General features: G+C 72.6%; 13 protein-coding genes. 11 read left to right on the forward strand and 2 right to left on the reverse strand.

The window, feature by feature from the left end; all coding sequences use genetic code 11:
* The first annotated feature begins 580 nt into the window (after positions 1 to 580).
* From rplM to glmM, 3 genes are all read left to right on the forward strand, one after another.
* On the forward strand, positions 581 to 1,024 hold the full coding sequence (gene rplM / locus ACIP8Z_RS19140; protein WP_017239595.1) for a 50S ribosomal protein L13: 444 nt from the start codon (positions 581 to 583) through the stop codon (positions 1,022 to 1,024).
* Positions 1,025 to 1,068: 44 nt separating this feature from the next.
* Positions 1,069 to 1,581, forward strand: coding sequence for a 30S ribosomal protein S9 (gene rpsI, locus ACIP8Z_RS19145; RefSeq protein ID WP_015035601.1), 513 nt, complete (start codon positions 1,069 to 1,071; stop codon positions 1,579 to 1,581).
* Between the two features lie 118 nt (positions 1,582 to 1,699).
* Positions 1,700 to 3,058: a phosphoglucosamine mutase gene (glmM, locus tag ACIP8Z_RS19150; RefSeq protein ID WP_402084764.1), complete on the forward strand. Its 1,359-nt coding sequence runs from the start codon at positions 1,700 to 1,702 to the stop codon at positions 3,056 to 3,058.
* Positions 3,059 to 3,126: 68 nt separating this feature from the next.
* Here the strand turns inward: glmM and ACIP8Z_RS19155 are convergent, their stop codons facing one another.
* Positions 3,127 to 4,086: a DUF389 domain-containing protein gene (locus tag ACIP8Z_RS19155; protein ID WP_402084766.1), complete on the reverse strand. Its 960-nt coding sequence runs from the start codon at positions 4,084 to 4,086 to the stop codon at positions 3,127 to 3,129.
* Between the two features lie 2 nt (positions 4,087 to 4,088).
* Positions 4,089 to 5,057, reverse strand: a complete 969-nt coding sequence (gene coaA, locus ACIP8Z_RS19160) for a type I pantothenate kinase (RefSeq protein ID WP_319310629.1) — start codon at positions 5,055 to 5,057, stop codon at positions 4,089 to 4,091.
* A 223-nt stretch (positions 5,058 to 5,280) separates the two neighbouring features.
* Here coaA and ACIP8Z_RS19165 point away from each other — a divergent pair, with 223 nt between their 5' ends.
* The 8 genes from ACIP8Z_RS19165 to ACIP8Z_RS19200 all read left to right on the forward strand — a co-directional run bounded on the left by ACIP8Z_RS19165 (position 5,281) and on the right by ACIP8Z_RS19200 (position 13,390).
* Positions 5,281 to 6,039 (forward strand): hypothetical protein, encoded by a 759-nt coding sequence (locus ACIP8Z_RS19165; RefSeq protein ID WP_402084768.1) that lies wholly within the window; start codon positions 5,281 to 5,283, stop codon positions 6,037 to 6,039.
* Between the two features lie 39 nt (positions 6,040 to 6,078).
* Positions 6,079 to 7,926, forward strand: a complete 1,848-nt coding sequence (gene glmS, locus ACIP8Z_RS19170; RefSeq protein WP_402084771.1) for a glutamine--fructose-6-phosphate transaminase (isomerizing) — start codon at positions 6,079 to 6,081, stop codon at positions 7,924 to 7,926.
* 24 nt (positions 7,927 to 7,950) lie between these two features.
* Positions 7,951 to 8,319: a holo-ACP synthase gene (locus tag ACIP8Z_RS19175; RefSeq protein ID WP_402084774.1), complete on the forward strand. Its 369-nt coding sequence runs from the start codon at positions 7,951 to 7,953 to the stop codon at positions 8,317 to 8,319.
* 193 nt (positions 8,320 to 8,512) lie between these two features.
* Positions 8,513 to 9,976: an NAD(P)H-hydrate dehydratase gene (locus ACIP8Z_RS19180; RefSeq protein WP_402084777.1), complete on the forward strand. Its 1,464-nt coding sequence runs from the start codon at positions 8,513 to 8,515 to the stop codon at positions 9,974 to 9,976.
* A 227-nt stretch (positions 9,977 to 10,203) separates the two neighbouring features.
* Complete coding sequence (gene alr, locus ACIP8Z_RS19185) at positions 10,204 to 11,352, forward strand: alanine racemase (protein WP_402084779.1); 1,149 nt, start codon at positions 10,204 to 10,206, stop codon at positions 11,350 to 11,352.
* A gap of 10 nt (positions 11,353 to 11,362) precedes the next feature.
* Entirely contained in the window at positions 11,363 to 12,553 is a 1,191-nt protein-coding gene (locus ACIP8Z_RS19190) for an alpha/beta fold hydrolase (protein ID WP_402084781.1), read from the forward strand.
* Between the two features lie 10 nt (positions 12,554 to 12,563).
* The gene (gene tsaE / locus ACIP8Z_RS19195) at positions 12,564 to 13,064 is read left to right on the forward strand and encodes a tRNA (adenosine(37)-N6)-threonylcarbamoyltransferase complex ATPase subunit type 1 TsaE (RefSeq protein ID WP_030318610.1); all 501 of its coding nucleotides are present in this window, start codon (positions 12,564 to 12,566) and stop codon (positions 13,062 to 13,064) included.
* Positions 13,065 to 13,198: 134 nt separating this feature from the next.
* Positions 13,199 to 13,390 (forward strand): hypothetical protein, encoded by a 192-nt coding sequence (locus ACIP8Z_RS19200; RefSeq protein WP_402084784.1) that lies wholly within the window; start codon positions 13,199 to 13,201, stop codon positions 13,388 to 13,390.
* Positions 13,391 to 13,406 lie beyond the last annotated feature (16 nt).

Below are 13,406 nucleotides of genomic sequence, written 5' to 3' on the forward strand. Positions count from 1 at the left end.
ACCACGGAGCCGGTGTGGGACGAGCGGCGGGTCGAGCGGGCGCGGTGACCTCGGCGGTCGGCGGGTCGAGCGGGGCGCGGTCCTCGGGCGGTCGGCGGACGGAGTCCGGCGCAGCCGTGCGACGCCGGAGAGGCCCCCTGGGGCCGAGGCGTGCGAGGGCGGCGTGGGGGAGGGGTGCACGGAGCCGGTGTGGGACGAGCGGCGGGTCGAGCGGGCGCGCTGACCTCGGCGGTCGGCGGGTCGAGCGGGGCGCGGTCCTCGGGCGGTCGGCGGGCGGAGTCCGGCGCAGCCGTGCGACGCCGGAGAGGCCCCCTGGGGCCGAGGCGTGCGAGGGCGGCGTGGGGGAGGGGCGCCCCGGTGTCCCATGGCGTTTTGACCCGTCCGGGGTGGCGCGGGTAGTGTTGCGGTTTGTTATGCGTATTGGCTTCGTCGTTTTCACGCGAAAAGCCCTTACGCAGGTTCCCTGGAGCAGTTACCAGTGGCTCGCATACGGGCAGTGATCCCGGCAGTGCAGGCCCCAGCTGCATGATCGCTTCAGGTGTGTCTGGACTCCATCCACTGAAGAAGCGAAGGCTACGAAGTGCGTACGTACAGCCCCAAGCCCGGCGATGTCACTCGCCAGTGGCACATCATCGACGCGCAGGACGTTGTCCTGGGCCGTCTGGCGACCACGGCTGCGAACCTCCTCCGAGGCAAGCACAAGCCCGTCTACGCCCCGCACATGGACATGGGCGACTTCGTCATCATCATCAACGCTGACAAGGTCCACCTGTCCGGCAACAAGAAGACCCAGAAGCTGGCGTACCGCCACTCCGGCTTCCCGGGTGGTCTGCGCTCCGTCCGTTACGACGAGCTGCTGGACAAGAACCCCGAGAAGGCCGTCGAGAAGGCCATCAAGGGCATGATCCCCAAGAACACCCTGGGCCGTCAGATGATCTCGAAGCTGAAGGTCTACGCGGGCGAGAACCACCCGCACGCTGCGCAGCAGCCGGTCCCGTTCGAGATCACCCAGGTCGCGCAGTAGTTCCGGCCACACCCCCTAAGAACGAAAGAAATCTGAGGAGCATCGTGGCCGAGACCACCCCCGAGACCCCCGTCGACGAGTTCGAGGGCGTTGAGGAGTACACCACCGAGACCGAGCTCGTCGAGGGTGAGTACACCTCCGAGTCGCTCGCGTCCCGCTTCGGCGACCCGCAGCCGGCCGCCGGCCTGGGCCGTCGCAAGAACGCCATCGCCCGCGTCCGGATCGTTCCGGGCACCGGCAAGTGGAAGATCAACGGTCGCACCCTTGAGGACTACTTCCCCAACAAGGTGCACCAGCAGGAAGTCAACGAGCCCTTCAAGGTGCTCGAGCTCGACAACCGCTACGACGTCATCGCCCGCATCGCGGGTGGCGGTGTCTCCGGTCAGGCCGGCGCCCTGCGCCTCGGCGTGGCCCGTGCGCTGAACGAGGCGGACGTCGAGAACAACCGCCCGGCGCTGAAGAAGGCCGGCTTCCTCTCCCGCGACGACCGTGCGGTCGAGCGCAAGAAGGCCGGTCTCAAGAAGGCCCGTAAGGCTCCGCAGTACAGCAAGCGTTAATCGCCTGCTCGGTCTGCTTTCGTACGCCCCGGCGGCACTGCCCGTGCCGTCGGGGCGTACGTTTTTTCATAACCTCTTTCTCTTTCATGCTTGGGCACGTATTTCTCGGAGGACAGCTGTGGGACGACTCTTCGGCACGGACGGCGTGCGCGGTGTGGCCAACGCGGACCTGACGGCGGAGCTCGCGCTCGGCCTGTCGGTCGCGGCGGCACACGTGCTCGCCGAGGCGGGCACCTTCGAGGGCCATCGGCCGACCGCGGTGGTCGGACGTGACCCCCGCGCGTCCGGAGAGTTCCTCGAAGCCGCCGTCGTGGCCGGGCTCGCGAGCGCCGGCGTCGACGTGCTGCGCGTCGGCGTGCTGCCCACCCCGGCCGTGGCCCACCTCACCGGCGTCCTCGGCGCAGACCTCGGCGTGATGCTCTCCGCCAGCCACAACGCCATGCCCGACAACGGCATCAAGTTCTTCGCGCGCGGCGGCCACAAGCTCGCCGACGACCTCGAGGACAAGATCGAGGCCGTGTACGAGGAGCACCGCACGGGCGCCCCCTGGGAGCGTCCGACCGGCTCCGGAGTCGGCCGGGTCCGTGACTACGACGAGGGCTTCGACAGGTACGTCGCCCACCTCATCGCCGTCCTCCCGAACCGTCTCGACGGTCTCAAGGTCGTCCTCGACGAGGCCCACGGCGCCGCCGCCCGCGTCTCGCCCGAGGCCTTCACCCGGGCGGGCGCCCAGGTCGTCACCATCGGCGCCGAGCCGGACGGCCTCAACATCAACGACGGCTGCGGCTCCACCCACCTCGGGCTGCTCAAGGCCGCCGTCGTCGAGCACGGCGCCGACCTGGGCATCGCGCACGACGGCGACGCCGACCGCTGCCTCGCGGTGGACGCCGCGGGCAACGAGGTCGACGGCGACCAGATCCTCGCCGTGCTCGCCCTCGCCATGCGCGAGGCCGGTGCGCTGCGGGGGGACACCGTCGTCGCGACCGTCATGTCCAACCTGGGCTTCAAGCTCGCCATGGAGCGCGAGGGCCTGAACCTCGTCCAGACCGCGGTCGGCGACCGTTACGTCCTGGAGTCCATGAAGGAGCACGGCTTCGCGCTCGGCGGCGAGCAGTCCGGGCACGTCATCGTGCTCGACCACGCCACCACCGGCGACGGCACCCTCACCGGTCTGATGCTGGCCGCCCGGGTGGCCGCCACCGGCAAGTCGCTCGCGGACCTGGCCGGCGTGATGGAGCGGCTGCCGCAGATCCTCATCAACGTCCCCGACGTCGACAAGTCCCGGGTGAAGACCTCCGGCGACCTCGCCGCCGCGGTCAGCGCCGCCGAGCAGGAGCTCGGCTCCACCGGCCGCGTCCTGCTGCGCCCCTCCGGCACCGAGCCGCTGGTCCGCGTCATGGTCGAGGCCGCGGACATCGAGCAGGCGCGCGCGGTGGCGCAGCGGCTCGCGGACGTGGTGAAGTCGGCGCTGGGCTAGGCTTTCTGAGGCACCGTCATGCTTCGAGGGCCTCGCCGCACCCCTGTCGGGTGCGGCGAGGCCCTTTTTCAGCCGTCCTTACGGGCCCCGGGCGCGCGGCGCCAGTGGCCGCGCTGGGTGCGCCAGAGGAGTTTCTGCGCGTACAGGGTCAGCACCCCGGCCAGCATGATGCCGAACAGGTTCAGCAGCAGCTGCTCGACCGAGCCCCACATCTGGCCGAACTCGCCGTAGCTGAGCGCGACCGCCGCGTTCGCGCCCGCCGGGACCGTCGTCACCGAGATCGCCACGCCCACCAGGGCGCCGGACTTGGCAGAGGTCAGGGAGAGCATGCCCGCCACACCCGCGAGCAGGGCCACGACGAACGAGAACGGGTCCGGCTGCCAGATGAAGCTGGTGTTGGGGCGGGGTGCGTCGAGCCGGTCCCGGCTGAACAGGTCGAGCGCGTCCATGCCCAGGCTGAACACCGTCGTCGCCGCGATCGCCGCCGCGAAGCCGACGAGCAGCGCGATCAGCGAGCGTGCCGCCAGCCTCGGCTCGCGCCGTACCACCGCCGTGCAGACGCCCGCGAGCGGGCCGAACTCCGGGCCGACCGCCATGGCGCCCACGATCAGGATCGCGTTGTCCAGGACGACACCGCAGGCCGCGATCATCGTCGCCAGGATCATGAACGCGCTGTACGTGATCGAGAGCGTCGACTCCTCGTGCGTGGCCCCCTCCAGCTGCTCCCAGATCACCGCGTCCGCGGGCTCGCCCGGAGCCTCCTTCTCGGCGGTGTCCGCGCGCGTGGAGAGGGAGAAGTCGATGTTCTCGACCGCGATCGAGCCGTCCTGATCGATCCTCAGCCCGCGCAGTTCCTTGAGGAGTTCGTCGCCCGCCTCGCGGGCCACGTCGCACATGACCACGTCACCGGCCGGCTCCCGGGCCGCGGCCGGGAGCACCACCAGGTGGGTGGTGCCGACGGTCGACTCGATCACCTCGACCGCGGCCTCGGTGCGGTCGGGCGGCACGATCATCCGGAGATGCAGCATCCTCAGAGCTTACGGAGACTCAGCCGCTGCACCTTGTGGTCCGGGCCCTTGCGGACGACGAGAGTCGCCCGGCCGCGCGTCGGAGCGACGTTCTCCAGGAGGTTCACCTTGTTGATGGTCCGCCACATGGTGCGCGCGTAGTCGAGGGCCTCGTCCTCGGAGACCTGGGTGTAGCGCTGGAAGTACGAGTCGGGGTCCTGGAAGGCGGTGTCGCGCAGCTTGCGGAAGCGGTTGAGGTACCAGCGCTCGATGTCCTCGGGGCGCGCGTCCACGTACACCGAGAAGTCGAAGTAGTCGGCGAGACCGACGCGGGTGCGGCCGTCCTTGCCGGGCAGGGCCGGCTGGAGGACGTTCAGGCCCTCGACGATGAGGATGTCCGGGCGGCGGACGACGAGGCGCTCGCCGGGGACGCGGTCGTAGATGAGGTGTGAGTAGACCGGGGCCGTGACCTCGTCCTTGCCCGCCTTGATGTCCGCGACGAACCGGGTCAGCGCCCGGCGGTCGTACGACTCGGGGAAGCCCTTGCGGGACATGAGGCCGCGGGCCTTCAGCTCCTCCATCGGGTAGAGGAAGGCGTCCGTGGTGACCAGCTCCACGCGCGGATGCTCCGGCCAGCGGGCGAGGAGGGCCTGGAGGAGACGGGAGACCGTCGACTTCCCGACGGCGACCGAACCGGCGACTCCTATGACGAAGGGAGTGCCGCGCTGCTCGGCGCTCTCGCCGAGGAAGGTGTTGAGGGCGCCCCGCAGTCCACTGGTGGCCTGCACGTACAGGTTGAGCAGCCGGGACAGGGGGAGGTAGATGTCCCGTACCTCGTCGAGGTCGATGACGTCCCCGAAACCGCGGAGCCGCTCGACCTCGTCGGCGGTGAGGGGGAGCGGGGTCTTGTCGCGCAGAGCGCTCCACTCGGCGCGGGTGAGGTCGACGTAGGGCGTCGTGCCGTTGGCGCTTCGTGGCGGCGAAGTGATCACCCCGCCATTGTCGGGGGTCACGCGGCTTCGTGGGCGGCGCGGGGCCGTGGGGTGGGTCACGCGGAAAAGGCGTTGTCCGACCCCTCGCCTAAGGTGATCCTTCTGATGCCGCGTGGGCTCCTGACCTGATCACTTCACGACTTCACGCGGGGGGAGCCGTCCTTCGGGCGGCATGTTGTGAACCACGAAGAGAAACAGAGAGCCAGCTCAGATGCGTACGTCCATGAGAAGCGCCGCCGTCGCCGCCACCGCCGTCTCCTTCGCCCTGCTCGTCACCGCCTGCGGTGGCGGGGAGAAGAGCGATGACAAGGGCGGCAAGACCGGGGGCACCGGTGCGCCCAGCGCCTCCGCCACGAGCGCGCCCGCCGCCAAGACGCTGTCGGACGCCGAGCTGGAGAAGGCGATCGTCGAGCGGGCCGACCTCAAGGGCTACCAGGTGCAGAAGACGGAGACCGGGGACGTCGTCCCGGCGGCCTCGGTCACCGCCGACAAGGCCACCTGTGCGCCGATCGCCCACGCCATGTCCTTCATCTCGCCCGGCTCGCCCGTCGCGTCGGCGGAGCGCAAGGTCCTCGAAGAGCCGAAGAAGGGCGCGTCGGCCTCGCCCGAGGAGGCGCTCCTCGGCGGGCTCGGTGCCCAGGTCACGGCGGTGACGCTCGGCTCGTACGACGGTCAGGGCGCGCAGGAGGCCTTCGCCTCGGTGAAGAAGGCCGGCGCGGAGTGCGCCGGCGGCTTCCACGTCGTCCACCTCAAGGAGAAGACGAAGGTCTCCAAGGTCGCCCCGGAGACCGTCACCGCCGGTGAGGAGGCCGTCGCCTTCACCGTCACCTCCGACATGGAGGGCCAGCCGTTCGTCAGCAAGCTCGTCGTCTTCCGCCAGGGCAACACGCTCGCGTCGTTCTCGACGATCAGCCTCCTCCCGGGCGGGGCCAAGACGCTGCCGCAGGCCGTCATCGACGCGCAGGCCGCCAAGCTGTCCTGACTCCGGCCCTTCGGGCGCCTTCCGCCGTAGGCTGCCGTCATGTGCGGAATCGTGGGATACGTCGGCGGGCAGTCGGCGCTTGATGTGGTGGTCGCGGGCCTCAAGAGGCTCGAATACCGGGGCTACGACTCGGCCGGTGTCGCGGTGCTCTCCGACGGTGGGCTCGCCGCGGCCAAGAAGGCGGGCAAGCTCGTCAATCTGGAGAAGGAGCTCGTGGACCGGCCGCTCGCCGGCGGGTCCGTGGGCATCGGACACACCCGCTGGGCCACCCACGGCGGCCCGACCGACGCCAACGCGCACCCGCACCTGGACAACGCCGGGCGGGTCGCCGTCGTCCACAACGGCATCATCGAGAACTTCGCCGCCCTCCGGGACGAGCTCACCGAACGCGGCCACGACCTGCTGTCCGAGACGGACACCGAGGTCGTGGCCCACCTCCTCGCCGAGGAGTTCTCCTCCGCCGGGGACCTCGCGGAGGCCATGCGGCTGGTGTGCCGGCGGCTCGACGGGGCCTTCACCCTGGTCGCCGTGCACGCCGACCAGCCGGACGTGGTCGTCGGCGCCCGCCGGAACTCGCCGCTCGTCGTCGGTGTCGGCGAGGGCGAGAACTTCCTCGCCTCCGACGTGTCCGCGTTCATCGCCCACACCCGGTCGGCCATCGAGCTCGGCCAGGACCAGGTCGTCGAGCTGACCAGGGACGGCGTCACCGTCACCGACTTCGACGGGGCGCCCGCCGACGTCCGCGCCTTCCACGTGGACTGGGACGCCTCCGCCGCCGAGAAGGGCGGCTACGACTACTTCATGCTCAAGGAGATCGCCGAGCAGCCCAAGGCCGTCGCCGACACCCTCCTCGGCCGGATCGACGGCACCGGCCGGCTCACCCTCGACGAGGTGCGCATCCCCGACGCCGTGCTCCGCGAGGCCGACAAGATCGTCATCATCGCGTGCGGCACCGCGTTCCACGCCGGTCTCATCGCCAAGTACGCCATCGAGCACTGGACCCGCATCCCCTGCGAGGTCGAGCTCGCCAGCGAGTTCCGCTACCGCGACCCGATCCTCGGCCAGCGCACCCTCGTCGTCGCGATCTCCCAGTCGGGCGAGACCATGGACACGCTGATGGCGCTGCGGCACGCGCGGGAGCAGGGCGCGAAGGTGCTCGCCGTCTGCAACACGAACGGCTCGACGATCCCGCGCGAGTCCGACGCCGTGCTCTACACCCACGCCGGGCCCGAGGTCGCCGTCGCCTCCACCAAGGCCTTCCTCACCCAGCTCGTCGCCTGCTACCTCCTTGCGCTCTACCTCGGCCAGGTGCGCGGCACCAAGTGGGGCGACGAGATCCACGCCGTGGTCCGCGAGCTGGCCCGGATCGGTGACGAGGTCGAACGGGTCCTGGAGACGATGGAGCCCGTCAGGGCGCTGGCCCGTTCCCTCGCCCACAAGGACACCGTCCTCTTCCTCGGCCGGCACGTCGGCTACCCCGTGGCCCTCGAAGGCGCCCTGAAGCTCAAGGAACTGGCGTACATGCACGCCGAGGGCTTCGCCGCCGGAGAGCTCAAGCACGGGCCGATCGCGCTCATCGAGGAGGACCTGCCGGTGGTCGTGGTCGTGCCCTCGCCCAAGGGCCGCTCCGTGCTCCACGACAAGATCGTCTCCAACATCCAGGAGATCCGGGCCCGCGGCGCCCGCACCATCGTGATCGCCGAGGAGGGCGACGAGGCCGTCGTCCCGTACGCCGACCACCTCGTCCGCATCCCGGCCACGCCTACGCTGCTCCAGCCGCTGGTCTCCACGGTGCCGCTCCAGGTCTTCGCCTGCGAGCTCGCCACCGCGCGGGGCAACGAGGTCGATCAGCCGCGCAATCTGGCCAAGTCCGTGACCGTGGAGTGAGTGTGTGCGTGTGAAGGTGAGCAGATGATCATCGGGGTGGGGATCGACGTGGCCGAGATCGACCGCTTCGCCGCGTCGATCGAGCGGACACCGGGGCTGCTCCAGCGGCTCTTCGTCGAGAGCGAACTGCTGCTCCCCAGCGGCGAACGGCGCGGGCCCGCCTCCCTCGCGGTGCGGTTCGCCGCGAAGGAGGCCCTCGCGAAGGCGCTCGGCGCGCCGGGGGGGCTGCACTGGACGGACGCCGAGGTGTACGTCGAGGGCACCGGGCAGCCGCGGCTGCGGGTGAGCGGGACGGTGGCGGCGCGGGCGGCCGAGCTGGGCGTGCAGCACTGGCACGTGTCGCTGAGCCATGACGCGGGGGTGGCGTCCGCCGTGGTGATCGCGGAGGCGTAGGCGCGGGAGGTACGACCAGGGGCCCGGCCGTCGGAGGACGGTCGGGCCCCTGGTCGTGTGCGTGCGGCCGCCAGGGCAGGCGTCGGGTGTGGGCGCCGCGCGCGCCCAGGGGGTGGTGCCGCCGGTGCGGCGGCGGGCGGGCGTGCGGGGGTTGCGGCGGGCGGCCGTCCGGGGGCTGCGGCAGACTGCGACCATGCGTACCGCTTACCGCGTGGAGACCGTACGGGCCGCCGAAGCCGCCCTCATGGCCCGACTCCCCGAAGGCGCGCTCATGCAACGCGCCGCCGCCGGACTCGCCGCCGCCTGCTGCTCGCTCCTCGGGAAGGGACGGGTGTACGGGGCGAGGGTCGCCCTCCTCGTCGGCAGCGGCGACAACGGCGGCGACGCCCTCTACGCCGGCGCCCGGCTCGCCCGGCGCGGCGCCGGAGTCACCGCCGTCCTCCTCGGCGAGCGCGCGCACGAGGGCGGGCTCGCGGCGCTGCGGGCGGCGGGGGGCCGGGTCGTGGACAGCGCCCACGACGACCCGTTCGAACCGCTCGCCGCCGCCGATCTCGTCCTCGACGGCATCACCGGCATCGGCGGGCGGGGCGGGCTCCGGCCCGACGCCGTGCCCGTCGCCCGCGCAGCGCGCGGCTCCGACGCCGTCGTCGTCGCCGTCGACCTGCCGAGCGGCGTCGACGCGGACACGGGGGAGGTGGCGGGGGAGGCGCTGCGGGCGGACGTGACGGTGACCTTCGGGGCGTACAAGCCGGGCCTGCTCGTCGACCCGGCGCGGTCCTACGCGGGCGCGCTGCGGCTCGTCGACATCGGACTCGGCGGCGAACTGCCGGGCGTGGCCGACCTGGAGGCGCTCCAGCACCAGGACGTGGCGCGGCTGCTGCCCGTACCGGGCGCCGAGAGCGACAAGTACCGGCGCGGGGTGCTCGGCGTCGTCGCCGGGTCCGCGCGCTATCCGGGGGCGGCGGTGCTCGCCGTCGAGGGGGCGCTGCGGGGCGGCGCGGGAGCGGTGCGGTACGTCGGGCCGGCGGCGGACGCGGTGATCGCGGCGCACCCGGAGACCCTGGTGCACCCGGGGCCGCCGGACCGCGCCGGGCGGGTGCAGGCATGGGTGGTCGGGCCGGGGCTCGGCGACGAGCCGGGCGTCGCGGAGGTCCTCGCCTCGGACGTGCCGGTGCTCGTGGACGCGGACGGGCTGCGGGGGCTCGACCCCTCGCTCGTACGGGCCCGCAGCGCGCCGACCGTGCTCACCCCGCACGCGGGGGAGGCGGCGGCGCTGCTCGGCGCGACCCGGGACGAAGTGGAGGCGGGGCGGCTCGCAGCGGTACGGGAGCTGGCGGCGCGGTTCGGGGCGACGGTGCTGCTCAAGGGGTCGACGACGCTGGTGTGCGGGCCGGGGACGGAGGCGGCCGCGAGTGGCGCTGTGCGGGTGAACCCGACGGGGACCGGGTGGCTGGCGACGGCGGGGAGCGGGGACGTCCTGTCGGGCCTCGCGGGCTCGCTGCTCGCGGCGGGCCTGCGCCCGGTGGACGCGGCGTCGTGCGCGGCGTATCTGCACGGTCTCGCGGCGCGGCGGGCGTCGGGGGGCGGGCCGGTCACGGCGGGGGAGGTGGCGGGGGCGCTGGGGGGTGCGTGGCGGGATGTGACGGAGGGGCTGTAGGGGCATGGATTTCCCCCACCCCACCCCGGTCGGCTGGACCCGCTCCGCCGGGCGCCTCTCCCGGCTCGCTCCCCGGCCGTCGGGCTCGCCACGCCCACCGGCGGCCGCGGCTGCGTCGATCTCAGCTGCCGCCACGCCCGGAAACTCCGGGACGTGCTGCGCAAGGGTGACCGGGTCTACATCTGGGGGAAGCGGCCCGGGAGCTGACACCTGAGAGACTGGGCGCGATGACTGAGACACCGCCGCCCCGCAGAGCCCGCGCCGAGATCGACCTCGGTGCGCTGCGTGCGAACGTCCGCACGCTGCGCGCCCGCGTCGCCCCCCACGTCCGGATCATGGCCGTGGTCAAGGCCGACGCGTACGGACACGGCGCGGTCCGCTGTGCCCGCGCCGCCCTGGACGCGGGCGCGGACTGGCTCGGCACGGCCACCCCGCACGAGGCGCTCGCGCTGCGCGCCGCCGGGATCACGGACGTGCCGGTCATGTGCTGGCTCTGGACCCCCGGCGACCCCTGGGACCAGGGCATCGAGGCCGGTCTCGACATGTCCGTGAGCGGGATGTGGGCCCTGGAGGAGGTCGTCGAGGCGGCCCGGAGGACCGGCGGCACCGCGCGCGTCCAGCTCAAGGCCGACACCGGGCTCGGGCGCAACGGGTGCCAGCCCGCCGACTGGCCCGAGCTGGTCGGAGCGGCCCTGAAGGCCGAGGCCGACGGGCTCGTCAAGGTCACCGGGCTCTGGTCGCACCTCGCCTGCGCCGACGAGCCGCACCACCCCTCCATCGCCGCCCAGCTCGACGTCTTCCGCTCGATGCTCGACCACGCCGAGCAGGCCGGCGTCGAGCCCGAGGTCCGGCACATCGCCAACTCGCCGGCCACCCTCACCCTCCCCGAGGCCCACTTCGACCTGGTCCGTCCCGGTATCGCCATGTACGGCGTGTCGCCGAGCCCGGAGTTGGGCACCTCCGCCGAACTGGGGCTGCGGCCGGTGATGTCGCTCAAGGCGAGCGTCGCCCTCGTCAAGCGGGTCCCTGCCGGCCACGGCGTCAGCTACGGCCACCACTACGTCACCGACGCCGAGACGACCCTCGGGCTCGTCCCGCTCGGCTACGCCGACGGCGTCCCCCGGCACGCCTCCGGCCGCGGCCCCGTCCTCGTCGACGGCACCGTCCGTACCGTCGCCGGACGCGTCGCCATGGACCAGTTCGTCGTCGACCTGGGCGGGGACGAGCCCGCTCCGGGCACCGAGGCCGTGCTGTTCGGACCCGGCGACCGGGGCGAACCGACCGCCGAGGACTGGGCGGTGGCCGCCGACACCATCGCGTACGAGATCGTCACCCGGATCGGCGCGCGCGTCCCGCGCGTGTATCTGGGCGGATAAAGGGGGGCCCATGGGCGAGTCCAGCAGCACCGGTACGTGGCGCCGCGCCGGATTCGCCGGCGCCGCGATAGGCGTCCTCGCGGCGGGGGCCGCCGCCGGGGTGGCCGTCGAGCGCCTCACGGTCGGCCGGTCCGTACGGCAGAAGGCGCGGCTCGCCCTCGACTCCACCGGCCCGTACGGCGGGCTGCGCGGGACTCCGGGCCGGGCCCTCGCCGACGACTCGACCGTCCTGTACTACGAGGTCGACGAGGTCGCGGCGGACACCCCGCCGGCCCGGCGGCGGCGGCTCTTCGGGCGCAAGGAGCCCGCCCCCGTGACCGTCGTCTTCAGCCACGGCTACTGCCTCAACCAGGACTCCTGGCACTTCCAGCGGGCCGCGCTGCGCGGTCTCGTCCGCACTGTCCACTGGGACCAGCGCAGCCACGGCCGCTCGGGTCAGGGTGTCGCCCAGTCCGGCGCCGACGCCGTGCCCGTCACCATCGACCAGCTCGGCCGCGACCTCAAGGCCGTCCTCGACGTCGCCGCGCCCGAGGGCCCGCTCGTCCTCGTCGGGCACTCGATGGGCGGCATGACGATCATGGCGCTCGCGGACCGGTACCCGGAGTTCGTCCGCGACCGGGTCGTCGGCGTCGCCTTCGTCGGTACGTCCGCCGGGAAGCTCGGGGAGGTCAGTTACGGCCTTCCGATCGCGGGCGTCAACGCCGTCCGGTGGGTCCTGCCCGGTGTGCTGCGCGCGCTCGGCTCCCAGGCCGAGCTGGTCGAACGGGGCCGACGGGCGACCGCGGACCTGTTCGCCGGGCTCATCAAGAAGTACTCGTTCGCCTCCCGGGACGTGGACCCCGCCGTCGCCCGCTTCGCCGAGCGGATGATCGAGTCCACCCCCATCGACGTCGTCGCCGCCTTCTACCCGGCCTTCGCCGACCACGACAAGGCCGCCGCGCTGCCGGTCCTCCGTGACCTCCCGGTGCTCGCGCTCGCCGGCGACCAGGACCTGGTCACCCCCAGCTCCCACACCGAGGCCATCGCCGATCTCCTCCCGGACGCGGAACTCGTCATCGTGCCGGACGGCGGCCATCTGGTGATGCTGGAGCACCCGGAGGCGGTCACCGACCGGCTCGCCGACCTGCTCGTCCGGGCGGGAGCCGTCCCGGAGACGGCGGCGGCGACCGTCACGGTGAGGCCGGAGACCCACAACGGTTAAGTTGGCGGGTATGGAAGCAGCGCACCCGCCCGTCTCCGGCGCCACCCTCGCCATCGACTCCCCCCAGCAGATGCAGGAGCTCGGCCGCCGCCTCGCGAAGATCCTCCGCCCCGGCGACCTCGTCATGCTCACCGGTGAACTCGGCGCCGGGAAGACCACCCTCACGCGGGGCCTCGGCGAGGGCCTCGGCGTCCGTGGCGCCGTCACCTCCCCGACCTTCGTCATCGCCCGTGTCCACCCGTCCCTGGTCGGCGGCCCCGCGCTGGTGCACGTGGACGCGTACCGCCTCGGCGGCGGCCTCGACGAGATGGAGGACCTGGACCTGGACGTCTCGCTGCCCGAGTCGGTCGTGGTCGTCGAATGGGGTGACGGGAAGGTCGAGGAGCTGACGGACGACCGGCTGCACCTGCTGATCCACCGGGTGACCGGCGACACGGACGACGACCGGCGCACGGTCGTGCTGCGCGGGATCGGCCCGCGCTGGGCCGACGAGGACCTGGGCGTGCTCTGACCGGCCGTACCGGCGGCCCCACGGTCGTACGTAGTTTCCGACAACGTGTCGGGAAGGTGTTGCGTCGTTCCTACGTGCCGTGGTGACATGGATGCACAAGCTGGTTAGGTGAACCTAACCTACGGGAGGCATGCATGGCGACGCCGAAGCGCGCGGAACCCGTCCGGGACCACGTCTCGATGAGTGAGCTGCTGGCATCCTGCGCGGCCGCCCGCGCCGTTTCGACCCCGCCGGCCGGGCGCCCGGACCGGGCGGACGAGGAGCGCGGGGCGAGGGCCGGGCAGGTCGAGCGGATCGTGCGGGTCGTGCGCGGCAGAGCCGCGTAGCCGGGAAAGCCCTGGG

It is taken from the genome of Streptomyces sp. NPDC088553 (assembly GCF_044752965.1).
Lineage (GTDB): Bacteria > Actinomycetota > Actinomycetes > Streptomycetales > Streptomycetaceae > Streptomyces.